At 65.7% G+C, this 24249-nt stretch carries 27 protein-coding genes; 20 read left to right on the top strand and 7 right to left on the bottom strand.

What is annotated here, in order from left to right; translation table 11 throughout:
• The first annotated feature begins 21 nt into the window (after positions 1–21).
• Together EDD25_RS09240 and EDD25_RS09235 are read left to right on the top strand one after the other, a co-directional pair.
• A complete protein-coding gene (locus EDD25_RS09240) occupies positions 22–621 on the top strand; it encodes an HdeD family acid-resistance protein (RefSeq protein ID WP_241986440.1) in 600 nt (199 codons plus the stop codon).
• Positions 618–869 carry a hypothetical protein gene (locus EDD25_RS09235; protein WP_134173015.1) on the top strand — a complete coding sequence of 84 codons (252 nt, stop codon included), beginning with the start codon at positions 618–620 and terminating at the stop codon, positions 867–869. Before EDD25_RS09240 ends, EDD25_RS09235 begins: the two co-directional genes overlap by 4 nt.
• Positions 870–968: 99 nt before the next feature.
• On the opposite strand, the gene purB is transcribed toward EDD25_RS09235, so the two are convergent.
• Together purB and EDD25_RS09225 are read right to left on the bottom strand one after the other, a co-directional pair.
• On the bottom strand, positions 969–2351 hold the full coding sequence (purB, locus tag EDD25_RS09230) for an adenylosuccinate lyase (protein WP_134173014.1): 1383 nt from the start codon (positions 2349–2351) through the stop codon (positions 969–971).
• Positions 2348–2875 carry a low molecular weight protein-tyrosine-phosphatase gene (locus EDD25_RS09225; protein WP_134173013.1) on the bottom strand — a complete coding sequence of 176 codons (528 nt, stop codon included), beginning with the start codon at positions 2873–2875 and terminating at the stop codon, positions 2348–2350. The genes purB and EDD25_RS09225 overlap by 4 nt, the downstream gene beginning before the upstream one ends.
• Positions 2876–3000: 125 nt before the next feature.
• Between EDD25_RS09225 and EDD25_RS09220 the strand changes: the two genes are divergently transcribed.
• Together EDD25_RS09220 and EDD25_RS09215 are read left to right on the top strand one after the other, a co-directional pair.
• Entirely contained in the window at positions 3001–3282 is a 282-nt protein-coding gene (locus EDD25_RS09220; RefSeq protein WP_134173012.1) for a hypothetical protein, read from the top strand.
• Positions 3283–3286: 4 nt separating this feature from the next.
• Complete coding sequence (locus tag EDD25_RS09215; RefSeq protein ID WP_134173011.1) at positions 3287–4837, top strand: alpha/beta hydrolase family protein; 1551 nt, start codon at positions 3287–3289, stop codon at positions 4835–4837.
• Here EDD25_RS09215 and EDD25_RS09210 read toward each other — a convergent pair.
• Positions 4812–5198, bottom strand: a complete 387-nt coding sequence (locus tag EDD25_RS09210; RefSeq protein WP_134173010.1) for a phage holin family protein — start codon at positions 5196–5198, stop codon at positions 4812–4814. The genes EDD25_RS09215 and EDD25_RS09210 overlap by 26 nt on opposite strands.
• An 86-nt stretch (positions 5199–5284) precedes the next feature.
• Between EDD25_RS09210 and EDD25_RS09205 the strand changes: the two genes are divergently transcribed.
• The 15 genes from EDD25_RS09205 to EDD25_RS09135 all read left to right on the top strand — a co-directional run bounded on the left by EDD25_RS09205 (position 5285) and on the right by EDD25_RS09135 (position 19404).
• Complete coding sequence (locus tag EDD25_RS09205) at positions 5285–6391, top strand: histidinol-phosphate transaminase (RefSeq protein WP_134173009.1); 1107 nt, start codon at positions 5285–5287, stop codon at positions 6389–6391.
• 67 nt (positions 6392–6458) lie between these two features.
• Positions 6459–7550 (top strand): thiamine pyrophosphate-dependent dehydrogenase E1 component subunit alpha, encoded by a 1092-nt coding sequence (locus EDD25_RS09200; protein ID WP_134175316.1) that lies wholly within the window; start codon positions 6459–6461, stop codon positions 7548–7550.
• Positions 7550–8593 (top strand): alpha-ketoacid dehydrogenase subunit beta, encoded by a 1044-nt coding sequence (locus EDD25_RS09195; RefSeq protein WP_134173008.1) that lies wholly within the window; start codon positions 7550–7552, stop codon positions 8591–8593. Before EDD25_RS09200 ends, EDD25_RS09195 begins: the two co-directional genes overlap by 1 nt.
• Positions 8594–8621: 28 nt before the next feature.
• Positions 8622–9962 carry a dihydrolipoamide acetyltransferase family protein gene (locus tag EDD25_RS09190; RefSeq protein WP_134173007.1) on the top strand — a complete coding sequence of 447 codons (1341 nt, stop codon included), beginning with the start codon at positions 8622–8624 and terminating at the stop codon, positions 9960–9962.
• Between the two features lie 111 nt (positions 9963–10073).
• Positions 10074–11792, top strand: a complete 1719-nt coding sequence (locus tag EDD25_RS09185; protein ID WP_134173006.1) for a hypothetical protein — start codon at positions 10074–10076, stop codon at positions 11790–11792.
• A gap of 60 nt (positions 11793–11852) precedes the next feature.
• Positions 11853–12848, top strand: a complete 996-nt coding sequence (locus tag EDD25_RS09180; RefSeq protein ID WP_134173005.1) for a metal ABC transporter substrate-binding protein — start codon at positions 11853–11855, stop codon at positions 12846–12848.
• Between the two features lie 7 nt (positions 12849–12855).
• On the top strand, positions 12856–13647 hold the full coding sequence (locus tag EDD25_RS09175) for a metal ABC transporter ATP-binding protein (RefSeq protein ID WP_241986439.1): 792 nt from the start codon (positions 12856–12858) through the stop codon (positions 13645–13647).
• Positions 13648–14535 (top strand): metal ABC transporter permease, encoded by an 888-nt coding sequence (locus EDD25_RS09170; protein ID WP_134173004.1) that lies wholly within the window; start codon positions 13648–13650, stop codon positions 14533–14535.
• Positions 14535–15341 (top strand): metal ABC transporter permease, encoded by an 807-nt coding sequence (locus EDD25_RS09165; RefSeq protein ID WP_134173003.1) that lies wholly within the window; start codon positions 14535–14537, stop codon positions 15339–15341. The genes EDD25_RS09170 and EDD25_RS09165 overlap by 1 nt, the downstream gene beginning before the upstream one ends.
• Entirely contained in the window at positions 15338–15739 is a 402-nt protein-coding gene (locus EDD25_RS09160) for a Fur family transcriptional regulator (protein ID WP_134173002.1), read from the top strand. Before EDD25_RS09165 ends, EDD25_RS09160 begins: the two co-directional genes overlap by 4 nt.
• A 145-nt stretch (positions 15740–15884) precedes the next feature.
• On the top strand, positions 15885–16121 hold the full coding sequence (gene rpmB, locus EDD25_RS09155) for a 50S ribosomal protein L28 (protein WP_134173001.1): 237 nt from the start codon (positions 15885–15887) through the stop codon (positions 16119–16121).
• Positions 16121–16288 (top strand): 50S ribosomal protein L33, encoded by a 168-nt coding sequence (gene rpmG / locus EDD25_RS09150; RefSeq protein ID WP_022885354.1) that lies wholly within the window; start codon positions 16121–16123, stop codon positions 16286–16288. The genes rpmB and rpmG overlap by 1 nt, the downstream gene beginning before the upstream one ends.
• A gap of 2 nt (positions 16289–16290) precedes the next feature.
• A complete protein-coding gene (gene rpsN / locus EDD25_RS09145) occupies positions 16291–16596 on the top strand; it encodes a 30S ribosomal protein S14 (RefSeq protein WP_134173000.1) in 306 nt (101 codons plus the stop codon).
• A 342-nt stretch (positions 16597–16938) separates the two neighbouring features.
• Positions 16939–17226: an HU family DNA-binding protein gene (locus tag EDD25_RS09140; RefSeq protein ID WP_035835256.1), complete on the top strand. Its 288-nt coding sequence runs from the start codon at positions 16939–16941 to the stop codon at positions 17224–17226.
• A 201-nt stretch (positions 17227–17427) separates the two neighbouring features.
• Complete coding sequence (locus EDD25_RS09135) at positions 17428–19404, top strand: bifunctional copper resistance protein CopD/cytochrome c oxidase assembly protein (RefSeq protein ID WP_134172999.1); 1977 nt, start codon at positions 17428–17430, stop codon at positions 19402–19404.
• Positions 19405–19422: 18 nt separating this feature from the next.
• On the opposite strand, the gene EDD25_RS09130 is transcribed toward EDD25_RS09135, so the two are convergent.
• Complete coding sequence (locus tag EDD25_RS09130) at positions 19423–20469, bottom strand: hypothetical protein (protein WP_134172998.1); 1047 nt, start codon at positions 20467–20469, stop codon at positions 19423–19425.
• Between the two features lie 115 nt (positions 20470–20584).
• On the opposite strand from EDD25_RS09130, the gene EDD25_RS09125 reads away from it, so the two are divergent.
• On the top strand, positions 20585–21892 hold the full coding sequence (locus EDD25_RS09125; protein WP_134172997.1) for an ATP-dependent DNA helicase: 1308 nt from the start codon (positions 20585–20587) through the stop codon (positions 21890–21892).
• 28 nt (positions 21893–21920) lie between these two features.
• On the opposite strand, the gene EDD25_RS09120 is transcribed toward EDD25_RS09125, so the two are convergent.
• The 3 genes from EDD25_RS09120 to EDD25_RS09110 all read right to left on the bottom strand — a co-directional run bounded on the left by EDD25_RS09120 (position 21921) and on the right by EDD25_RS09110 (position 24063).
• Positions 21921–22478, bottom strand: a complete 558-nt coding sequence (locus tag EDD25_RS09120; RefSeq protein WP_134172996.1) for a hypothetical protein — start codon at positions 22476–22478, stop codon at positions 21921–21923.
• A gap of 34 nt (positions 22479–22512) precedes the next feature.
• Positions 22513–22929 (bottom strand): DUF4383 domain-containing protein, encoded by a 417-nt coding sequence (locus EDD25_RS09115; RefSeq protein ID WP_134172995.1) that lies wholly within the window; start codon positions 22927–22929, stop codon positions 22513–22515.
• 279 nt (positions 22930–23208) lie between these two features.
• Positions 23209–24063: an NAD-dependent epimerase/dehydratase family protein gene (locus EDD25_RS09110; RefSeq protein ID WP_134172994.1), complete on the bottom strand. Its 855-nt coding sequence runs from the start codon at positions 24061–24063 to the stop codon at positions 23209–23211.
• Between the last annotated feature and the right edge of the window lie 186 nt (positions 24064–24249).

Genomic DNA, 24249 nt, shown 5'->3' with positions numbered 1-24249 from the left:
CGCGGAGTGAAAGAGGCAGGCGTGGCCACAGCGCTGGAAACATCCGGTACCGGCGCACGGTACTGGGCTGTTCCGATCAGCCGGGCCGTTCTCGCCCTGGTCCCTGCGGCCGTGATCACGTTCAACCGTGACCACTCCGCGGCCTTCGGCCTGCTGGCCTTCGGCTCCTTCGCGCTCGCCTCGGGCCTCCTGGTGGCCGTGCTCAGCTGGCTCACTCTCACCGACGTGCGCGCCCGCCGACTGTTCCTCATTCAGGGCATCGTGGGTATCGTCGCCGGTTCCCTGGCGCTCGCCTTCCACACGGGTGGCCTTGGCTTCTTTCTTTACCTCGTGAGCGTCTGGGCCGCCGTCACCGGTTTCCTTGAGCTCTACAGCGGCACTCGCGCACGTGGGCGCTCGCTTGTGGCGAAGGATTGGATGCTCCTCGGCGCCGCCACCGCCGTGCTCGCTCTCACCTTCCTGCTCCTGCCCCCGAACGCCGTGGTGTCGGTGGGCCTGCTCGGTGCCTACCTGGTCATGATCGGCGTGTACCTCGTGATTGCCGGACTCTCACTCAAATGGGCGACAACGGATGCCGTGGCAACCGTCGCCCCCGTCGCCACAGATTCGGACTCCCCGTGACCCAGAACACCCCGCACCAGCCCAGTCGCCGCGACCGCTTGAAGCCGGCCGAACTCGTCGGAATCTCCGGGGTGATGGCCCTCTTCGTGTCCCTCACGATCCTGTTGACCACCCGCGATGTCGTGCTGTCCCTCATTGCCTTTGGCATAACGTTCATCGTCGCGCTCGTCGTCATCGCCATGCTCGTGCTCGGCATCAAGCCCAATGCCGACGAGAAGTCCGACATGGATGAGCAGGACGGTCACTAGCAGCGACCGTCCGTCCCCCACGAAAACCGATGCCGCGAACCCTGGAATCAGGGCTCGCGGCATCCGTTTTGTTGGCGCGGGTGAGTTTCTCCGTGCGCCTTAGCCCAGGTATTCCACGAGGGGGTCGGCCAGTCCCACGTAGGTGCTCGGTGTGAGTTCGAGCAGGCGGGCCTTCGCGGCCTCGCCGATGTCGAGGGCGGAGACGAAGGTCACGAGGTCGTCGCGGTTGATGCGCTTGCCTCGGGTGAGCTCCTTGAGCAGCGCATAGGGGTCGGCGATCGCGGAGCGTCCGGCCGACACCTCTGCGCGAATCACGGTCTGGATGGCCTCACCGAGAATCTCCCAGTTGGAGTCAAGATCGCTTTCGAGCTGCGCACGATCGATGTCGATTTCGCCGAGGCCGCGCACGATGTTGTCGAGGGCGAGCACAGAGTGCCCGAAACCCACGCCGATGTTGCGCTGCGTCGTGGAGTCGGTGAGGTCGCGCTGCATTCTCGAGGTCACGAGCGTCGAGGCGAGTGAGTCAAGGATCGCGCTCGAGAGTTCCAGGTTCGCTTCAGCGTTCTCGAAGCGGATCGGGTTGATCTTGTGTGGCATCGTGGAGGATCCGGTGGCGCCGACCTGGGGGATCTGCCGAAAGTAGCCGATCGAAATGTAGGTCCAGATGTCCGTTGCGAGGTTGTGCAGCACACGGTTGGAATGCGAGATCTTCGAGTAGAGCTCGGCCTGCCAGTCGTGGGACTCGATCTGCGTCGTGAGCGGGTTCCAGCCGAGGCCGAGGCCCTCCACGAATTCGCGAGAGACGGCGGGCCAGTCAACGGATGGCTCGGCAACGACGTGCGCGGCGAAGGTTCCGGTTGCGCCGCTGAACTTGCCGAGGTACTCGTTGGACTCCACCTGCGCGAGGATGCGCTCGAGCCGGTACACGAACACGGCGAGTTCTTTGCCCATGGTGGTGGGCGTGGCTGGCTGGCCGTGCGTGCGGGCGAGCATGGCGTCGCCGCGGAATTCGAGGGCCCGGCCGCGGAGGGCGTCGATCACGCGCCGGTACTTCGGAAGCCACACCTCGCGAACGGCCTGGCTCACCGTGAGCGCGTACGACAGGTTGTTGATGTCTTCGCTGGTTGCGGCGAAGTGGGTGAGCTCGGCAATGTGGTCGAGGCCGAGCGTGGTGAGGCGCCGACGAACGAGGTATTCCACGGCCTTCACGTCGTGCCGTGTGGTGGCCTCAAGTTCGGCGAGTTCGTCGATCTCCGCCTGGCCGAACGAGGCCACGAGCGACCGCAGCGCGGCCTTCTGCTCGGGGTTGAGCGGGGCCGAGCCGAAGAGGCTGCGGTCGGTGAGAACGATCAGCCATTCCACCTCAACCTGCACGCGGGCGCGGTTCAGCCCGGCCTCCGAGAGGTATTCACCCAGTTCGGTGACGATGCTGCGGTAACGGCCATCGAGTGGACTCAGAACCTGCGGGGGTAGTGGACTCATCGGTCTCCCTGTCGTATTGCCGGCGCGAGTTGCATGAAAAGCGCCTGGTTTGCTCTCTCAATCATGCCTAATACCGAGGCAAAGAGCGCATCGGTCGAATAGTAGGGGTCGGGAACATCGCTGAGGGCGGCCTGTTCCGGGTCGAAACTGAGCAGTAGCCGCACCTTGTCGCGGTCAGACTCGGTCGTCGCCCAGTTACGCAGAATTCGATCCTGCGCCCGGTCGAGCACGACTACGAGATCGAAATCAGCGAACCACGCCGGGTCAAACTGTCGCGCACGATGGTGACTTCCGTCGTAGCCCCTCGCCGCCAGTGCGGCGATGGTGCGCGCGTCGGCGCGCTCACCCACGTGCCAGTCCCCGGTGCCGGCGGAGCTCGTGCTGACGAGACGTCCGAGGCCCGACCGGGTGACCAAATCCCGCAGCACCAGTTCGGCCATGGGGGAGCGGCAGATGTTTCCGGTGCACACGAAAATGATGCGGAAGGGCGTCGACTCGTCGGGACTGAGCGACACAAAACTCATGCAGCCATTCTGGAGCACTTTGCGATCCTCCACAGTGGTCCAGATGAATATTTACCCACGGATGCTGAAATTGCCGGGTGAACGGGGGTAGGCCGTGGAATTCTCGGCGGTGAGAAGGAGACGACATGTACCTCATGACCGACCTGTTGGGCTCGGCCGCGGCGGATCCGATTCCGGGCCTGCGCCAGCAGCGCGCGCTGCTGGACGCGCTGCGGGACGATGTGCAGGCCGCGTGGCGAAGCCTGTCGGCAGACGACGTCACCGACACGTGGCGAGGGAGGGCGCAGCAGGGGTACCTGGACCGGCTCGAGTCTCTGCGTCGAGACGTGCACGCACTCGCACGCCTGCTCGATGACGCGCTGCGGGAGGTGGCCCTGGCCATCGACCTGGCACACGCCGGGTTGTAGCACGATGAGCGACGGTGACCTGGTCCTCTCCGGCGGAGGCACCGTCATGGTCGAAACCGACACGGTTTTTGCGCAGATGCAGCTCATGCGGCGGGTGCAGGCAGAGGCGAACGGATGGCAGGCGCGGCTCGCGCGCATTTGTGAGTTGCAAACGAGTCCGGCGCCGCAGTGGGTACACGGAACCGTCGGAGCGGCGGTGATGCGGGCCGAGGGGGCGGTCGAGTCGATCCAGGGTGACAGCGGCGACCTCGCCGACAGGCTCGCCCGCGCTGCCGAGGCATACGGACTGGTCGAACGCGGCCGAGCGAACGTCGGTCGCATCGTGGGCGAAGAGATCGGGTGGCGGCTGGGTGCCGCACTCGGTCAGCTTCCCCCGGTACAGATGCTGCTGCTCTGGGCCGCCGCGATCGTCGCCGGCGGCCTCGCAGTCCAGAGCGTTGGAGTCCTCGTGAACGGAGGACCGCGGTTCACGAAGGTTGGAGAGGACCCTCGACCGAGGCCCCCGGCCTCGGCGCCCACGGTGCGCCTGGATCCTCGCCTCCTCACGAGCACGGCGTTTGTCAGCGCGCTGCGCGTGGTCATGTCCTCGCTTGACGACGTTCAAGCCGGTGCGCTGCACATGCCCCTCGCCCTGTCCCGGCTTCTCGGCGAGGGTGGCGCGGGCGTTCGAGGCACGAAGAGCGTGGCGCGCGAGGCCGTCATGGCGGGAAGTTCCGTGGGCGTTCTGCAGAACAGTCCCGTGATCGTTACACGTTGGGGAGGGGCCGTCCCCGTGCTGGCACCCGACACCCTGGAGGAGGTGGCGGCCCGCATCCCGAAGGCCGAGGCGGATCGCCCGCAGGTGCGGATTGAGAAGTATGGTGACCCGCAGCACCCCGCCTGGGGCGTGTACGTGCCAGGAACGGTGGAATGGAGCCCGGTCACGGCCACGGAACCGTGGGACATCACCTCCAACCTCCAGGCCGTGGCCGGTGGGCAACCCGCCTCGGCCCAGGCGGTCGCCCTGGCCATGCGCCAGGCGGGGATCAGACCCGGCGACCCGGTGATCTTCGCGGGGCACTCGCAGGGCGGCGCCGTGGTGCAGCTCATTGCCGCGGACGAGGAATTCAATGCGAAGGCCGTCGTGACCTTTGGCGCGCCGGAGGGCAACGTTCCTGTCCCACAGGGGGTGTCCGAGGTTGCCGTGGAGCACACGAACGACCTCGTTCCCGCCCTTACCGGCATGGGCGGCGTCGGGGGCGCAGAGTCGGTCGGTGACCGGCTCATCGTGCGCCGGGAGGCTTTTCACAACGAGCCGATCCCCACCGACGAACCGCTCCCCGCCCACAGCATGTCTGCTTACACGGACACGGCCCGGGCCATGGACCGCTCGACGGAGAGCCGATTGACGGGCTTTGCAACGCTCCTGACCACAACCCTCGGTGCTGGCCTGGGTGCTGGTACTGGCCTGGGTGCTGGTGCTGGCTCAGGTGCTGGTGCCAGCTCAGGTGCCGGCTCCGTCACACGGTGGAAGGGGGAACGCCTGGTGCCTAGTCCCGTGGGGCGCGCACGATGAGGCCGAGGAGCCAGCTCACGATGCTGAGCACGAGGGCGCCGAGAACGCCGTCCCAGAAGCCGTCGACCACGAGCCCGAAGCCGAGGAAGCCGGAGAACCACGCGGACAGCAGTAGCAGGGCCCCGTTCACGATCAGCGCGAAGAGGCCGAGGGTGAGCACGTAGAGCGGGAAGGCAACGACGCGAACGACGGTTCCCACGATCGAGTTCACCAGGCCGAAGATGAAAGCCATGACCAGGTACGTGACAATCACGGCACCGGTGTCGGGGGCGTAGGACAGCACGTGCACGCCGGAGACGATGCTCGCGGTCACCCACAGGGCCACCGCATTAACGAAGAGCTTGATCAGAAAACGTGCCATGTTCCCATAATGACACCCTCGCCAGCCTGAACAAGGCCTGGAAAAACATGCCCAACCGTGAATATGGGGCGGCGTAGACTCGCGGAGTGAGCCAATCTGACCAGCCCTCAGTCCGACTGCGCCCGGAGATCATCGCCCTGCCGGCATATAAGCAGGGCAAACCGGCACAGGCCGATGCGTTCAAACTGTCCAGCAACGAGAACCCGTTCGACCCGATGCCCGGCGTCATTGCCGCCGTGCAGGCCGAAACCGCGTTCAACCGCTACCCGGATGCCTCGGCACTGGCCCTGCGTGAACAGCTCGCCGCCAAGTTCGGTGTCGACAGCGAGCAGGTCCACGTGGGAAGCGGGTCCGTCGCCCTGCTGGCGCAACTCATCCTGGCGGCCGCGGGACCGGGTGACGAGGTCATCTACTCCTGGCGTTCCTTCGAGGCCTACCCCGGCCTCGTCGCCGTTGCCGGCGCCACGAGCGTTCGCGTACCGAACCGAGCCGACCATGGGCACGACCTGCCGGCCATGGCTGCCGCCATCACCGACCGCACTCGTGTCGTCATCATCTGCTCGCCCAACAACCCCACGGGCGCCATCGTCACCGCTGACGAATTCCACGCCTTCATGGTGGCGGTCCCCACCGACCTGCTCGTGCTTCTCGACGAGGCGTACGCCGAGTTCGTGACCGACGCCGACGCGGTCGGTGGAAGCCCGTTGCTCGTGGGCTACCCGAACCTCGTGGTGCTGCGTACCTTCTCCAAGGCATACGGTCTTGCGGGGCTGCGTGTGGGCTACGCCCTCGGATCTGTCGCCGTTCTCAATGCGGCCCGCTCCACCGCGATCCCGCTCTCGGTCACCGGGCAGGCCAGTGCCGCTGCCATCGCGAGCCTCGCCGCCGAACCTGAACTGCTCGGGCGCGTGGGGGTACTCGTGGCCCGCCGTGACGCCACCTGGCGTGCCCTCACCCTCCAGGGCTGGAATCTCCCGGCGTCGCAGGCGAATTTTCTCTGGCTCCCCACCGGCGACGAGACAGCGGCCGCGGCCGAAACGCTCGCCGATGCCGGGCTGATCGTGCGGCCATTCGCGCCGGAGGGCATCCGGGTGTCCATCGGCGAAGACGAAGCCATGCAGAAACTCCTCACCGTGACCGCAGACATTATCGAGTCGTTGCCGCCCGAACACGTGGCACGGCGGAAGGATTAGGCCTGTGAGCGCCCAGACGAATGACCCGACGAGTCCGCAGACCGATTCAGCGAGCCCGACCGTGCGCATGCTCTCGCCCGAGGGGCTTTTCGAGCCGAGCGATTCCGCGGCGGAGTTTCTGCCATACCTCGACGCCCTGACCGAAGAGGACTACCGCCGTTTCTATCGCGACATGGTCGTGGTGCGAAAGTTCGATGTGGAAGCCGCCAACCTGCAGCGCCAGGGCCAGCTGGCCCTCTGGGTGCCGAGCCACGGCCAGGAAGCCGCGCAGGTGGGTTCCGCCTACGCCACGCGCCCGCAGGACCACGTGTTCCCGTCCTACCGCGAGCACGTCGTCGGCATGATCCGCGGCCTTGACGTCGTCGATGTTCTGCGGATGCTGCGGGGCGTCACCCTGGGCGGCTGGAAGCCCGAAGAACACGGCAACTTTCACCTCTATACCCTCGTGCTCGCCTCGCAGACCCTGCATGCAACCGGCTACGCCATGGGCATGCAGCTCGATGGCTCGACGGCCACCGGAACACCGGAGACCGATCAGGCCGTGATCGTCTACTACGGCGACGGCGCCTCATCCCAGGGTGACGCCAGCGAGGCCCTCGTCTTCGCCGCGAGCTACCAGACGCCGCAGGTCTTCTTTCTGCAGAACAACCAGTGGGCCATCTCCGTGCCCGTGTCCCGCCAGTCCCGCACCCCGCTGTACCTGCGAGCGGGCGGTTTCGGCATGCCCGGCACCCAGATCGACGGCAATGACGTGCTCGCGAGCTATGCGGTGACGCGCAAGTCGATGGATGACGCCCGCGCCGGCCGTGGCCCCTCCCTGATTGAGGCGCTCACCTATCGCGTTGGCGCCCACACCACGGCCGACGACCCCACCAAGTACCGTGACCCGGATGAGCTCGCCTACTGGGTGGCTCGTGACCCGATCTTGCGTTTCCGCAGCTACCTGCAGGGGCGCGGCATTGAGCAGCAGTTCCTCGACTCGGTCGACGAAGAGGCGTCCGACTTCGCCGCCGACGCCCGACGGCGCGCACTCGAGATCACCGGCCCCGAGCGTTCGGTGATCTTCGACAACGTCTACGCTGAACCGCACGCACTCGTGGCGGAGCAGAAGGCCTGGCTCGAACGCTACGAAGCATCCTTTGCGGAAGGGTCCCACTGATGACCGACACGACCCTGCGTCCGGCGACGATCGCCCCGACGGACCTCGCCGCGCCCGCCCCGGAATCCGTCACCCTGCCGATGACCAAGGCCCTTAACGCGGGCATGCGTCAGGCGATGCTCGACGACCCCAAGGTTCTGCTGATGGGTGAGGACATCGGCCCGCTCGGTGGCGTCTTCCGGGTCACCGAGGGCCTGATTGCCGAGTTCGGTGACAAGCGCGTACTCGACACGCCCCTCGCTGAATCCGGCATCATCGGCACCGCCATCGGTCTCGCCATGCGCGGCTTCCGGCCGGTGTGCGAGATCCAGTTCGACGGGTTCGTGTTTCCTGGTTTCGACCAGATCACCAGTCAGCTGGCCCGCATGCGCAACCGCCACGAGGGTGGCCTGATCATGCCGGTGGTCATTCGCATTCCCTACGGCGGGCACATCGGCTCGATTGAACACCACCAGGAAAGCCCGGAGGCGTACTTCGCGCACACCCCCGGCCTTCGCGTGGTGAGCCCGTCGAACCCGCACGACGCCTACTGGATGATGCAGCAGGCGATCAAGAGCGACGACCCCGTGATCTTCTTCGAACCCAAGAGCCGCTACTGGCCCAAGGGCGAGGTCCTGTTGGGGGAGAGCGGCATGTCGTTGCATGCAAGCAAGGTCGTGCGCGTGGGCACGGACGTCACCGTCACGGGGCACGGGGCCATGGTGAGCGTGCTGCTGCAGGCCGCCGACCTCGCCGCGGCCGAGGGCATCAGTATGGAGGTCATCGACCTCCGGTCACTCTCGCCGATCGACTACGCACCCATCCTCGAGTCCGTGCACAAGACCGGCCGCCTGGTGGTCGCCCAGGAAGCCGCCGGCTTCGTGAGTGTCGGCAGCGAAATTGCCGCGACCGTGGCCGAAAAGGCGTTCTACTCCCTTGAGGCCCCCGTGCTGCGGGTGTCGGGTTTCGATACCCCGTTTCCGCCCGCGGCGGTGGAGACGCACTTCCTGCCGAGCCCCGACCGCGTGCTCGAAGCCGTCGACCGGTCGCTCGCCTTCTCATGACCTCCATCACCTGCAAGAAAGGCACCCCATGAGCGTGTCGCACTTCACCCTCCCCGACGTTGGCGAGGGTCTCACCGAGGCCGAGATCGTGGAGTGGAAGGTGGCGCCCGGCGACACCGTCGCCATCAACCAGGTTCTCGTTGAGATCGAAACGGCCAAGTCGCTCGTGGAACTCCCGTCGCCCTTCGTGGGTGTCGTCGGCGAGATCCTGGTGCAGCCCGGCACCATGATCGACGTGGGTACGATCATCATCACGATTCGTTCCCACGGTGACGCAACGGATGCCGCGGCCGGCGCCGGCGAAATTGCCGACGCCGCCGCCGACGCCAGTTCGACCATCACCGAGGAGCCGGGCGACAAGGTGCTGGTGGGACGCGCGGCCCCGGCCACGATGCCCACTCGCCGTCAGCGGCACGGGGGCAGGGCGATCGCCCACGAGACGTTGGCGCCGGCGCCGGCCCGATCCACGACCGCTGCCGTTCCCGCGACGTCACCCGCGGCATCCGATGGCCCGGTTCTGGCCAAGCCGCCGATCCGCAAGCTCGCGAAGGACCTGGGTGTTGAGCTCGGCCTCGTGGAGGCGACGGGAGCGGTCGGCGATGTCACACGTGAAGACGTGTTGCGCGCCGCGACGCAGGCGAGCGTGTTCCGCAACATCCAGACGCCGGAATGGCCGGTGGACCGCGACGAGCGCATTCCCGTGAAGGGTGTGCGCAAGGCCATCGCCCAGGCCATGGTGAAGAGCGCGTTCACGGCGCCGCACGTCAGCCTGTTCGTCGACGTGGACGCGACCCGCACAATGGAATTCGTCAAACGCCTCAAGGCATCGACCGATTTCGCCGGGGTACGGGTGTCGCCGCTGCTGATCATGGCCAAGGCGATGATTTGGGCCGTGCGACGCAACCCCACGGTGAACTCCACGTTCACCGATGAAGAGGTCATCGTGCGGCACTACGTGAATCTTGGCATCGCCGCGGCGACCCCGCGCGGGCTGATCGTGCCGAACATCAAGGAGGCGCAGGACATGAGCCTGCTGGAGCTCGCTTCCGCGCTCGAGGCGCTCACCCTCACCGCGAGAGACGGCAAGACCAGCCCGGCGCAAACGGCGAATGGCACCATCACGATCACCAACATCGGCGTGTTCGGCATGGACACGGGAACGCCCATCCTCAATTCGGGTGAGGCGGGAATTGTGGCCCTCGGAACAATAAAGCAGAAGCCGTGGGTGGTGGACGGTGAGGTGCGAGCGCGTTTCGTGACGACGATCGGTGCGAGTTTCGACCACCGGGTCGTCGACGGCGATGTGGCGAGCCGCTTCCTCGCCGACGTGGCCAGCATCATCGAGGAGCCGGCGCTGCTGCTCGAGTAGGTTCTGCGCCCGGGCGCCCGACACGGTCATGTAAACGCTTGTCGTGGTGCGAGCGCGTCGCTAAAATGAGAGCGTCTCGGCGGAATGGTGACAAATGATGCGGTGTCGCGAATGAGAACCCTCCGTCGCTCGCTGACCCTGCTGCTGGTTGCGACCGTTGCGGCCCTCGGCGGTCTCACCGGGTGCATGGCCGAGGAGGAGGCGAGCCCGCCTTCGGCCCTGCAGGCGCGAACGGCGCTTCCGATTGCGTTCCTCACCGTCGTGGCCGACGTCGACCCGGTGCTGAACGCCGTTGCCGTGAGCGGCGGCCTCTACGAGACATCCGAGTTCGTGGTGACGGCACCCGTCGGAAACGACCGCGCCCAGCTGCTCGCAGCCTCGGCCGCCGTTGATCTCGGCGTTCCCCTGCTGCTGACGCCAGAGTTCGGGGCCCCGACCACGTCTGTGGTCAGCGCCGAGCTCACTCGCCTGCACGCCTCGTATGTCGTGAGCGTGGGCGGCGGCGGTCGCAGTGTGAGCGCCACGACGACGCCATCCATGACGCGTCGAGCGGAGGTTCCCCGCACGCGACTGTCGGTGCCGGCAACGGCGGACGCCGTGAACGCCATCCTGCCGAACCCGCTGCGGATCGTGCGCGTGGCCTCGGCCCCGCTCGCGCTCACGGCCCTGGCCCAGGTGGATCCCCTCGCGCCGGTTCTCCTTGAACTCCCGCCAACATCGGACACGGCGCCGACGCCCAACCCCTCCGCGGCGGAGTCCGAGATTATCCTGCCGCCCATCTCCCGTGCCACGGCGCTCACCGGCGGCCTCATGCTGGCCACGGATGACCCGGCGCAGCTGGCCGGCGTTGCCACGGCGCGGGCGGCATCCGTTATGGTCACGCTTGTGCCATCGAGTCGGCCGAACCCGCAAGCCTCGGCCGAGACCGTGACGGCACTCGGCGCTGCGGCACCCACGGCCGTACTGGCCGTTGGCGAGCCCTTCGCGGCCGAGCCGAGCCTCGACTACAAGGTGCGCGCCGCCGCATCCGGCACCCAGGTGCCGGGCGGGGGGCAACTTCTGTTTCCCGATCGCCGCTTCGTGGCCCTGTACGGAACGCCCAGCACGCCGGTGCTCGGAGTACTGGGGGAGCAGGGGGTGGCCGAGGCGATTGCGCGGGCGAAGCAGATGGCGGCGGCCTATCAGCCGTTCAGCGACCGACCGGTCATTCCCATGCACGAGATCATTGCAACCGTGGCTGCGGCAGACGCCGGTGGCGACGGAAACTATTCGAACGAGATCCCTGCGGAGAAGCTGCGTCCCTGGGTGGAGGCGGCGGGCGCCGCCGGCATCTATGTCGTGCTCGACCTGCAGCCGGGGCGCACCGACTTCCTCAGCCAGGCGCAGCGGTATTCCAGCCTGCTTGAGCTGCCCTACGTGGGCCTCGCGCTCGATCCCGAATGGCGGCTCGGGCCCGATCAGCGGCATCTCGCGCAAATTGGACGCGTCGACATTGACGAGATCAACGCCGTCGTCGGCTGGCTGGCCGAGCTCACGAACGAACACGCCCTGCCGCAGAAGCTGCTCGTGCTGCACCAATTCCGTCCGAGCATGCTTCAGAATCGGGGAGCTCTCGACATGACGCACCCGGAGCTTGCCCTGCTCCTTCACGTGGACGGCCTCGGTGGACAGCCCGACAAACAGGCCACCTGGTCGACCCTCCACAGGGACGCCCCGCTCGGCGTGGCCTGGGGGTGGAAGAATTTCATTGATGAAGATCGCCCCATGCTGACGCCGGAACAGACGATGACCGGCGTGGCCCCGACCCCGGATCTCGTGACGTACCAGTAGCGAGTCCCCAGCACCACTAATGGTGTTGACAATCATTATCAACAACGTTAATGTTGAAGAATGCGTAAGAGATATTTCGCCGTTCCGGCACTGATCGCATCCGCGACATTGACCCTCGTGGGGTGCGCCACGCCAGCCTCAACCGGGTCGGGTGCCGCGATCAAGATTGTGACGACCACCACGCAGGTCGCGGACCTCACCCGCGCCGTCGTGGGTGACGCCCCGGACGTGAGTCTCACCCAGCTGATTCAGCCCAACGAAAGCGCCCACAGTTACGACCCCTCCGTCGCCGACCTCACCGCGCTTGCCTCCGCCGACGTGCTCGTGATCAACGGTGTCGGTCTTGAGGAGTGGCTGGATGACGCGATCGATGCCTCCGGATTCACGGGGGTCACCATTGACGCGAGCAGCGATGTCACCGTACTCGGCAGCGCGCGCGGCACGGATCAGGCAGGGGAGTCCGCCGGGCACACCGATGGCGATCCGCACATCTGGACCGACGTGCGCAACGCCGAAACAATCGTGAAAACGGTTGAAGCGGGCCTCGCCGGCGCCGAAGGCGCCAGTGCGTCGAACGTCGCTCTCTTTGCCGCGAACGCGGCGGCCTATTCGGCCACGCTCGCGAGCCTCGACGGCTGGATCCGCGACAACATCGATGCCGTACCCGCTGCGGAGCGGCTGCTCGTGAGCAATCACGATGCGATCGGTTACTACACCACGGCCTACGGCATCACCTATGTGGGAGCCGTCATTCCGAGCTTCGACGACAACGCCGAGCCGAGCGCTGCGGCAATCGACACGCTCGTGACCGACATTAGGGCAACGGGCGTGCAGGCTGTGTTCTCCGAGGCCTCACTGAGCCCCAAGACCGCCGACACCATCGCGAAAGAGGCGAACGTGAAGGTCTATTCCGGTGACGATGCCCTCTACGTCGACTCGCTCGGTCCCCCCGGCAGTGCCGGTGACACCTACCTCAAGGCGCAGATCCACAACACGACCCTGATTCTCGAGTCCTGGGGCGCCACGCCCGCCGCGCTTCCCGCCGACCTGCGATAGTTGACACGTGAACGAGAACCCTTCTCAAGAACCGCCGGAGGCGCCCGCCGCGCTTCGTGTGTCGGGGGCCTCCTTCGCGTACACTCAGGCGCCCGCGCTCACCGACATTGACTTTCGGGTTATGCCGGGGGAGGCCGTTGCCCTCATCGGCCCCAATGGCTCCGGCAAGTCGACGCTCCTCAAGGGCGTCCTTGGTCTCATCCAGCGGACGACCGGAACCGTCGAGGTGCTCGGGACATCCCCGGCACCGGCCGGAGCCGTCGGTTATGTGCCGCAGGCCGACCAGCTCGATCCGCATTTTCCCATCACCCTCGCGCAGGTCGTGATGATGGGTCGCTACCGTTCGCTCGGCTGGCTGCGTCTGCCGGGCAGGGCTGACCGCCAGGCCGTTGCCGTTGCCCTTGAGGCCGTCGGTCTCAGTGACCGGGCCAAGACGCGTTTCGGCGAACTCTCCGGTGGCCAGCAGCAGCGCGGTCTGCTGGCGCGCGCTATCGCATCCGGTCCCCGCCTCTTACTGCTTGACGAACCCTTCAACGGTCTCGACCAGCAGAACCGTGATGCGCTCATCGAAACCGTGCGGCGTCTCAAGGCCGATGGCGTGGCCGTGCTGGTCTCCACTCACGACCTCGAACTGGCACGGGCGGTGTGTGAATCAGTGCTGCTGCTCAATGGCACCCAGATGGCTTTCGGCCCCCGCAAGGAGGTTCTCACGCTCGATAACGTGCAGCGCACCTTCCATGACGTGTCCGTGGAGATGGACGAGCACACCCTGGTGCTGCCCGGTCACGACGGTTACTGAATGGACCTCACCGGCGCGCTCTTTGACGCGTTCACCCTCCCGTTCATGGCACGGGCGTTGCTCGTACTCGTGCTGCTGAGCCTCGTCGCCGGGCTCGTGGGCGTGCTCGTGAACCTGCGCGGACTCGAGTTCATCAGTGATGGTCTCACCCATGCCGTCTTTCCCGGCATCGCCGTGGGATTCGTCTGGGGCGGCCGTGACGGTCTCTTCGTGGGCGCCATGGTGGCGGCGCTCATTGCAGCGGTCGTGCTCACCCTGATCGTGCGCCGGGCCGTGAGCTCGGATGCCGCCATCGCCATTGTTTTCACGGCCATGTTCAGCATCGGCATCATCGTGGTGTCCCGGCAGACCAACTACGTGGGCCAGCTCGAACAGCTGCTCTTCGGTCGGCTGCTCACCGTGAGCGTTACGGAGGTGGTGCAAGCTGCCGTGATCTGTGGGGTAGCACTGCTGCTCGTGAGCTTCACCCTCAAGCAACAGGTGTTTCGTGCCTTCGATCACTCCGGCAGCGCGGCGGCCGGGTATCGCCCGCTCGTGCTCGACATTGTGCTCAACGTGGCGATCGCTCTGGTGGTTGTGGCGGCGAGCAATGCCGTCGGCAACCTGCTCGTGCTCGCCGTGTTGATCGTGCCAGGCGCCTTTGCACGGCTCGTCACGACCCGGCTCTGGCTGCTCTTCCCGATTGCGGCCGGCTTCGCCGTGCTCGCCGCCTGGTTCGGCCTCGCCGTCGGGTACGCGGCATCCGTCAACGCCGGGATTGACCTGCCGAGTGGCGCTACCGTGGTTCTGGTGCTCGTGGCCGGCTACGCCGTGGCGCTGCTGGCGCGACTGGCCGTTGATCGTTTCACGGGTCGCTCCGCACGCCAGCCGCTTCGGGCGAGGCGCTGATGGGATACTTCGAACAGGCGCTACTCGCCGCAGTGGTGATCGGTGCCCTGAGCGGCCTCGTGGGCACTCTCGTTGTTCTGCGCAAACGCACATTCTTCGCGCAGGCGCTCACGCACGCCACATTTCCGGGAGCAGTGGGCGCCACGATCCTCGGCGGCAGTATTCCACTCGGCGCGGCTGTCGCGAGTGTGTTCATCGTGGCGCTCATGACCCTTATCGGCCGGGTGCGTCGCCAGGGCAGCCAGGTGGCCTCCGGCATCCTTCTCACGGCCGGCTTCGCCCTCGGCGTGCTGCTGCAATCGCTCAATCCCGACCTTCCCGTGCGCGTCGACTCCTTTCTCGTGGGCTCGATTCTCACCGTGACCACCGGCGATATCGTGCTGGCCGTCGGCGTTCTACTCGTGGCCGTCGTGGTGATCGTCGTTCTGGGAAAACAGATCATGTTCTCCACGTTTGATGTCGACGGATACCGCGCAGCGGGCTACCGCGAATGGCCCATCGAGGTGCTCTCTCTCACGCTCATCACGGCGACGGTTGTCACCGCGATGCCCGCGGTTGGTGCCATCCTCGCCATTGCGCTCATCGCGGCACCCGCCGCCGCCGCGCGTCTGGTGTCGCACACCACGACGCACATCTTCGTGATCGCCCCGGTGCTCGGCGCGGCCTCCGGTGTCATCGGCGTCATGCTGTCGCGCGCGCTCGAGGTGGCCGCCGGACCCGCGATCGCCCTCACCGCGGCAGGGTTCTTCCTGCTCGCCCTGGGCGTGAGCCGAATGGGTCAGATGTGGTTACGGTTAAAGGCATGAAGCGAAACACCTGGCAGCGCGAGGCAGTGCGCGGCGCACTCGGCGCGAGTGAGGGCTTTGTCAGCGCGCAGGGCCTGCACGCCACACTGCACGCCACCGGTTCACCGATTGGCCTGGCCACGGTGTATCGCGCGCTGGCCGACCTCGCCGCCGACGGCAGCGCCGATTCCCTGCAGTCGCCCGAGGGCGAGAGCCTGTACCGTGCGTGCAGCACGAACGACCACCACCACCACCTCATTTGCCGCAATTGCGGTCTCACGGTTGAGATCGAAGCGGATGCCGTGGAGACGTGGGCGAAGAACGTGGCGTCGGAGCATGGGTTCACCGAAGCGGCGCATGTCGTTGACGTCTTCGGGCTGTGCGCGACGTGCGCCGCATCCGCCGCATCCGCTGGCTGAACATCGGTTTGCGCTGACCGCCCGGAACACGTATCGTTGAAGGCTGCTACGCCTGTGTGCGTACATTGCGGGAATATGCCACGTGTGGCACCCGCCGACAAGGAATCTTGGGAAGGGCAATCGCCCTTCGGTAATGGAGGAAACCATGGCAGCAACCTGCCAGGTGACCGGAGCTGTTCCCGGCTTCGGACACAACATTTCGCACTCGCACCGACGCACCAAGCGTCGTTTCGACCCGAACGTGCAGAAGAAGACGTACTTCGTACCGTCGCTTCGTCGCAATGTAACGCTGACGCTGTCGGCAAAGGGCATCAAGGTTATTGATGCACGTGGTATCGAGCGCGTTGTCAAGGACGTTCTCGCTCGTGGGGTGAAGATCTAATGGCTAAGGCACATGACGTACGTCCGATCATCAAGCTGCGTTCGACGGCCGGCACTGGTTACACGTATGTAACCAAGAAGAACCGTCGCAACAACCCCGACCGTCTCGTACTCAAGAAGTACGACCCCGTAGTGCGCAAGCACGTTGACTTCCGTGAGGAGCGCTAAAAATGGCGAAGAAGAGCATGATTGCCAAGAACAACCAGCGCAAGGTTATCGTCGAGCGCTACGCCGCGACGCGCCTTGAGCTCAAGAAGGCCCTCGTGGACCCGGCCGGCACCGACGAGTCTCGCGAAGAGGCACGCAAGGGCCTGCAGAAGCTTCCGCGCAACGCGAGTCCGGTGCGACTGCGCAACCGTGACGCCGTTGACGGTCGTCCCCGTGGCCACCTCTCCAAGTTCGGCATCTCGCGGGTTCGTTTCCGCGACATGGCGCACCGCGGCGAGCTGCCCGGCATCATCAAGTCCAGCTGGTAACTCAAGCTGGCGGCCGGTGAACGGCCTCTGAAACATCTGAACGGGATGTCGACCTCGGTCGACATCCCGTTTTTTGTGCCCGGAGCCAGTGTGCTCGTTTCGCGGGTCAGGCCGCGTGGGGTTGCCGACAACGCCGTGTTGGTTCGCCGACAGCGCAAATGCAGCGCTCCAGAGAGTGAAAGTGCCGTGAAACCGTCCCAAACAGGCGTAAATCCGCGGAATTGCGCGGATCTCTGCTAGATTTCAACTCGGTCGAACCGACCGAGTTGGCAATTCTCACGAGTTGCTTCCGTTTACGAATATCGCTGTTTTTTACAGACATAGGTCCGAGGAGGACACTCAATGGCTGACAAGTCGCTGAACAAGACCGAGCTCGTTGCCAAGGTTGCCGCTGACTCCGGACAGAGCCAGGCTGCAGTTGACGGCGTTCTGAACGCATTCTTCGCAACCCTCGCAGAGACCGTTGCCGCTGACGGCAAGGTCACCATCCCGGGATGGTTGGGCGTCGAGCGCACCGCAACCGCCGCTCGCACCGGCCGTAACCCGCAGACCGGCGAAGAAATCGCCATCGCTGCCGGTCACCGCGTCAAGCTGACCGCCGGTAGCAAGCTCAAGGCTGCCGCTAAGTAGTCTCAGAAAAACTACGGTTTCATCAGGCTCCGGTGTCGCTGACTGAATTGTCAGCCAAGGCTGCGTAGCCCCTGAAGTCCTAGAGCACAACAGGGCGTCGACCTCGGTCGGCGCCCTTTTTGTGTGCTCGCACGACGAGTGGACGCCCGGGGGGCGGCGGGCGTGCGGCTGCCGCACCCGTGCGGCGGTTAAGATTGGCTCGTGCCTCGTTTTGTCCGCGTTCTCGGTCCGTCAGTCCTGCTGCTGGTCGCGTTGCTGTCCACCCTTGTCGCCCTCAACGTCGGCGGGGGAGCGGCCGCTCAACTGCTCGCCGATCCGGGCCCGGTCGTGCGGTGGGGGCTTCCCCTCTCCAAGATGCTCGTCAATATCTCCGCAGCCGGCGCGATCGGTGCGCTCATGCTCGCGGTCTTCGCTTTCACTCCCAAGGCACGCGAATTTGCGCTCGCGCTCGACTTCGCTGCGGCATCCGCCGCCGTTTTCGCCGTGACGTCGGCCTTCACCGGTTTCTTCACGTTCCTGCAGGTCACGAACGTGCCGATCAGCCTCGATGACCGGTTCAGCGCCACAGTGGGACAGTTCTTCGGCCAAATAGCGCTCGGCCAGGCGTGGCTTGCCACGACCCTCCTCGCCGCACTGATCACCGTTCTGTGCTTTGCCGTGCGCAACCAGACGGCGCTCGTGTTCGTGTTCGGGGTGTCGCTGCTCTCCCTTCTGCCCATGGCCGAGCAGGGGCACTCGGCAGGCGCCTCCGGGCACAATGCGGCCATCACGGCCCTGGGGCTGCACCTCGTGTTCGCCGCCATCTGGCTCGGCGGGCTGCTGACCATCATCGTGCTGCGCAATCACCTCGGCAAGGACCGCCTCGGTGAGGTGCTCGGGCGCTACTCCTCGCTTGCGCTCGTATCGTTCGTCGTGGTGGCCGCCTCCGGCTACGTGAGCGCGGAGCTGCGTGTGGGCACGTGGGAGAACTTGTTCACGCCTTACGGACTCCTCGTGCTGGCGAAGGTCGCGGCACTGATCGTGTTGGGTGGCTTGGGAATCCTGCACCGGCGCTTCTTCATCAGGCGGCTCAACTCGAGCTCCGAGCACGAGCGGCGTTGGTTCTGGTGGCTCGTCGTGTCCGAACTCGGCTTCATGGGCCTCGCCTCCGGTGTCGCGGCCGCGCTCGCCCGGACGGCGACCCCGGTTGCCCAGGTCGTGGCGTCGGCCGTGCCGACCTCAACGCCAGCGCAGATCCTCACCGGCGAGCCCCTGCCGCCCGAACTCACCTTCGCCAGGTACTTCACCGAGTGGGAGGTTGACCTCGCGTGGTTGCTGTTCTGCGCCTTCAGTATCTTCTTCTACCTCGCCGGTGTGCGCCGCCTGCGCGGCCGTGGCGACAAGTGGCCGATCCACCGATCCGTATTCTGGGTCACCGGCCTCGTGGTGCTCTTCTACCTCACGAGTGGTGGCGTTACGGTCTACCAGGAGTACCTGTTCTCCAGTCACATGCTCATGCACATGATGCTGACCATGCTCGTTCCCGTGCTGCTTGTTCCCGGTGCGCCCGTCACGCTCGCAGCGAGAGCCATTCGCAAGCGCAAAGACGGCAGCCGCGGCGGACGCGAGTGGATTCTGCTTGCTGTGCACTCGAAATTTGCGGGCACGGTCGCCAACCCGCTCGTGGCGGCAGGGCTGTTTGCCGGCTCGCTGTGGGTGTTCTACTACACTCCGATTTTCAGCTGGGCAACGACCGAACACATCGGTCACCAGTGGATGATGGTGCACTTTCTGATCACCGGCTACCTGTTCGTGCAGTCGCTCATCGGTATCGACCCGGTGCCGTACCGTCTGCCGCACGCCTTCCGTCTGTTGCTGCTCATTGGCACCATGGTCTTCCACGCCTTCTTCGGTGTGGCCCTCATGATGGGAACCCGGCTGCTGCTGGCCGACTGGTACGGCGCGATGGGCCGCACCTGGGGGCTCAGCGCCATTGAGGACCAGCAAGTGGGCGGTGGCATCGCGTGGGGAGTCGGCGAACTTCCCACTATCGCCCTGGCGATTGCGGTGGCGATCCAGTGGAGCCGCAGCGACGCCAAGGAGACGAAGCGACTCGACCGCAACGCCGACCGCACCCACGAGGCCGAACTCACCGAATACAACGCACGGTTGTCCCGCATGGCGGCCCGCGACCAGTAGCGGGCGAACCGACCCGCACTAGTGCAGCTGTATGGCCAGGGCGCCGCTTGGCTGGATGGTCACGCTGAGTCCCATGGTGAATGGCACATCTTCGTCGCGGGTCACGATACTGCCGTCGAAGAGCGACTGCACCTTCACGTTGATGTGTGCCTGTCCCGCCGTGTCCGGCATCTCGAAATCCACCTCTCCTGGGGTGAGTGCGACAACCGGATATTCGGCGATGGTCCACGTCGGTGCGTTGAGCACTCTGTTATTGATGTCCATGCCGAATCGGCAGCCGGTGGGTTGCAGCACGGTTTGGGCGACGCACTCCGTATCGAGAAACTTATTGAGTTCATCCTGAACCTGCTGGGTGAACGCCTCGTTCGGTACCGCCTCGACCGACACCTCCGTGACGCCCGGCTGTGTAACCGCCAGGGCCACCGGCGGGGCGGTGAGCAGAGCCGAATCGTGCTGAAATGTGTAGACAGACGGCGCGAAGGCGAGATAGGTGGCCGCATTGTTGAACGACGCCGGCGCATCCGCTACCGCATGCGCCCGAGTGTCGAGGGTGAGCCCATTCACCGTGAAAGTCGACTCGTGCTGAACGGAAACGGCGAGAGCGGCGATCGGGCTTGTCGCAAAGCGCCAGCTGTCGAAGACGCCGCCGAACTTACCCGTGGGCTCCACGGAGAACTGCATGCTCGACGTACGCCCGTCGAGCTTGAAGTCGTACACCACGGTGTGCGACCCCGACTCCGTCTCGACATCGCTCGCAAGCGAAATGTCGGTGAGATCGCCGAGAACGGATGCGCGCAGCAGCGTTGTCGGCAGATCGCTCGGGAGCCCCGCAGCGTCGAGCTGAGCTTCGGTGGGCTGCACACCATCGAGGGCGAGAGCCCCCTCGGTGTCGGCGCGAGCCAGCGCGTCAAGATACTGGCCAACGAAGCCGCCCGCGCTGTAGATGCCTTTGTTGAGCGCACCGATCGTGGCGAACAGGGCGGCCACCAGGACCGCGGCGACGACACAGAAGGCCAGTATGGCGCGTAGCAGGGCAGTGCGCTGCTTCTCGTCGGCATGGGTCACTCCAATATCCTACGGGGCAGTAGTGGGTACTCTGCTGGGCGGTTACAGTGGAATGTCCCGTTGCAGTCACCGTGGGTGGCTGAGCACACGGGTTCTGTTCTATCGAAAGTACTGAGTGTCTGATATTCCACTGTCCCGCGAGCAGGCCGCCGTCTTCGCGGCCATTGAGGGCACCCGCCAGAACGTGTTCGTCACCGGCCGGGCCGGCACCGGAAAGTCGACGCTGCTCAACCACCTGTCGTGGAACACGAGCAAGCAGATCGTGATCGCGGCGCCCACCGGCGTTGCCGCGCTGAACGTCGGCGGACAAACCCTGCACTCCCTGTTTCGGCTGCCGATCGGGGTGATCGCGGACAGCCCCATCGACCAGAACGACCAGGTCCGTAAGCTGCTCAACACCATCGACACCCTCGTCATTGACGAGGTCTCCATGGTGAACGCCGACCTGATGGATGCGATTGATCGGAGCCTGCGCCAGGCCCGTCAGCGCCCGCACGACACCTTTGGCGGCGTGCAGATCGTACTGTTCGGCGACCCGTACCAGCTGGCACCGGTGCCCGGCGGACCGGAGGAGCGGGCCTACTTCGCGGACCATTACCGCTCCATGTGGTTCTTCGATGCCAAGATCTGGCAAGACGCGGATCTGCGCATCTTCGAACTCACCGAGATCCACCGGCAGAGCGACTCCGACTTCAAGCTCATGCTCAACGCCGTGCGCCACGGGCAGGTCACGCCCGAGATCGGTGGGGCGCTGAATGCCGCCGGGGGCAGGACTCCTCCCACCGAGGGTGTCATTACCCTGGCAACGCGTAACGACTCCGTGAACCGCATCAACGCATCCGCCCTGAAACGACTGTCGGGTAAATCGCTCACCGCCAAGGCCGACGTGACGGGCGACTTCGGCGGTCGCACGTTCCCGGCGGACGAGGTGCTCGAGTTGAAGGTGGGGGCGCAGGTGATGTTCCTGCGCAATGACTCGCCGCTCGACGGCGGGCCGCGCTGGGTGAACGGCACGATCGGCACCGTCACCAAGGTCGACTCGACGGTTTTCGTTGACATTGACGGGGAGACCCACGAGGTGGAGCCCGTCGTGTGGGAGAAGTACAAGTACACCTACAACGCGGCCACGAAGAAGCTCAGCAAGGATGTTGTCGCGGAATTCACGCAGTTTCCGCTGCGACTGGCCTGGGCCGTGACGATTCATAAGTCACAGGGCGCCACCTACGAGCGGGCCATCGTCGACCTCGGCTCCCGGGTCTTCAGTCCCGGGCAGACCTACGTGGCACTGAGTCGGCTCACGAGCCTGGATGGGTTGTACCTGACCCGGCCGCTGCGGCCGAGCGACATCATTGTGGACGAGAACGTGCAGCGTTTCATGAACATCCCGCCGAGTGCGGCCCCCGAGCTGAACCCGGCTTCGTAGTACCGGCACCTGGATCTGCTGTTCTCGGTCAGTGACCCGCGTGGGCGTCGGATTCGAGGAACTCCAGCCCGGGGACCGAGTGCGACCCGTGGGGAACGGCATAGAGCCCGGCATTCGTCGCGGCCAGTGCCAGCGTGGTGAGTCCGGAGAAGATGACTCCGCCCAGGACCAGGGCGGTGGCGAACTTCCACCCCGCCGGTTTTGCCGATTCGATCGACTTTCCCAAGCCGCTTGCTGCTTTCCGGGCGATGACGGCGAGGGTGACGGCCAGGAAGATGTTGAACAGCGAGGCGATGAACATCGGGAACAGCGGAAGGCCGGTGGCCTGTGCCGATACGCCGAGGCCGCTCCCGAGGGTGGCCGTCGCGGCCCAGACCGCGACGGGAACGAGCGCGCCGCCCAGCATGAGGCGGGGCAGAACGATGCGGCCCGTTGACAGCGTCGCCACCGCCCAGCCAAGCTCGGCGATGCCGAACCCGACCAGCAGAACCGACAGGGGGAAGGGAGCTCCGGCGCCGACGGCGAGGTGTATCAGTCCGGCACCGATGGCAGAGAAGGCGAGCAGAAGACGGATAGTCGGGGCCACGGGGGCTCCCTTCCAGGGTTGGTGAACGGCGAGGTTAGACGGTGACCGACGTCCTGGACGTCACGCGCTTGTCCGCTCCGAGCCCGGCGCCGAGTAGCACGAGGGCGCTGGCGAGGTGCAGGAAGTGGTCAGCCGTGTTGAGGGCCAGGATGTTGAGACCCGTTCCCACGAGGAAGAACCCGACGATACCGAGAAGCAGGTACACGGCACCGATGGTGGTGTTCGTGGCCTTCGCTGCGGAAACGCTCGACAGGCCCGCGATCAGCAGGGCGGCCCCGATGAGCAGGTGGGCGACGTTGTGGAGCGGGTTGACCTCGAAGACTCCGAGGATGAGCCCACCCGAGGTGGCCACGAAGTTGACGCCTCCGGTGTAGGCGAAGCCCAGCAGGCCGACGAGCAGATAGACCGCACCGACGATGGACGCGATGAGGCGGTTGGGTGATTTAGACATGTTGATTGCCTCCTGTAGATGTCACGGCGAACCCGTGGCTTGCTATCTGTTCGGAGGTCCAGTCGACTCGGATTGGAATTGGCTGTGTATCGAGCGAAATCGGTGTGCGGCGCACCGGCGCTGCCCGGCATGAAATCACCGTGAAGCCATCGTCGGCGTATCCCTGCCCCGGCGTGCCCCTGCGTCAGGCGTGCCCCTCCGCCGAGTGCGCTGCGTGCGCCGAGTGCGCTGCCACGCCTGTGCGGACTGCGCCCCATGCGCCTCTTACTGCGCCGTGGGTCAGGTGTGACGGGTTCCGCGGCCGTCGAGCAGCGCTCGGTAGCCCTCCTGGTATGTGGGGAAGCTGAAGGTGAAGCCCGTTTCGAGCAGGAGTCGGTTGCTGAGGCGCTTGTCGCCGCCCCGCTGACTGGAGCTGGGGGCGTCATTGACGCTCGGCTGGGGGAGGCCGAGCTCCGCGGCCAGAAACGTCACCACGTCGTTCATGAGAATGGGGGCATGGTCAACGCCGAGATACAGGGGAGCGGGGGCTTCGTCTCTGGTCAGCAGATGCACGATCGCGGCGGCCGCATCGTCCCGGTGAATCCGGTTGGTGTGCCGGGATGCGGCGGACACGGTGGCTTTCCCCTCGCGTACCTGCGTGATCAGGCGCTCGCGTCCGGGGCCGTAGATGCCCGACAACCTCAAGACGGTGGCAGTGGGAATACGCGCGTGCAGCATCCGTTCGGCCTCGAGAAGAACGGTGTCGGTGCCCGGTTTCGGGTTCGCCGGGGTTTGCTCATCGACCCAGCTGGCGTCGTTGATGTCGTACACGGCGGTCGAGGAAACAAGAAGAACGCGGCGCGGTGCCCTGCCGTCGAGGGCGTCGAGGGCGTCGAGTACGTGGCGCAGTCCGTCAACGTAAGCGGCGCGGTACGCATCTACGGTGGGGCTGCCGGCCGCGATGGCCACGACGACAAGTTCGGTGTCGGCGGGCAGAATCGGTTGTTCCCGGGTGAGATCGATCGACTGGCCCGTGATCGCCGCCGGGAGCCGGTCGATGTTTCGACGCAACCCCATGACGCGGTGGCCGAGCTCCGCGAATCGCAGCCCGACCTCAATGCCCAGGTCGCCGCATCCCGCAATTACTACCGTCATCTGCTCTCCTCGTTCCCTGCCACGCTACTGCCCCGCCCTGTGCGCTGCCCTCGCCACGCCCCCACGCGTGAGCCGAACTCAGGAACGCCACCCCTTCGCTGGTCGAAATCTCGACAGGCTCGATCCAAGACCTGTCGAGACCCCGCAAGACAATCTCGCCACGCCCCCACACTCGTGGAATCGGAA

The sequence above is a fragment of the Cryobacterium psychrophilum genome (assembly GCF_004365915.1).
Taxonomy (GTDB): Bacteria; Actinomycetota; Actinomycetes; order Actinomycetales; family Microbacteriaceae; genus Cryobacterium; species Cryobacterium psychrophilum.
The sequence above is the reverse complement of the archived record's forward strand: the minus strand, read 5'-3'. Positions and strand labels throughout refer to the sequence as shown.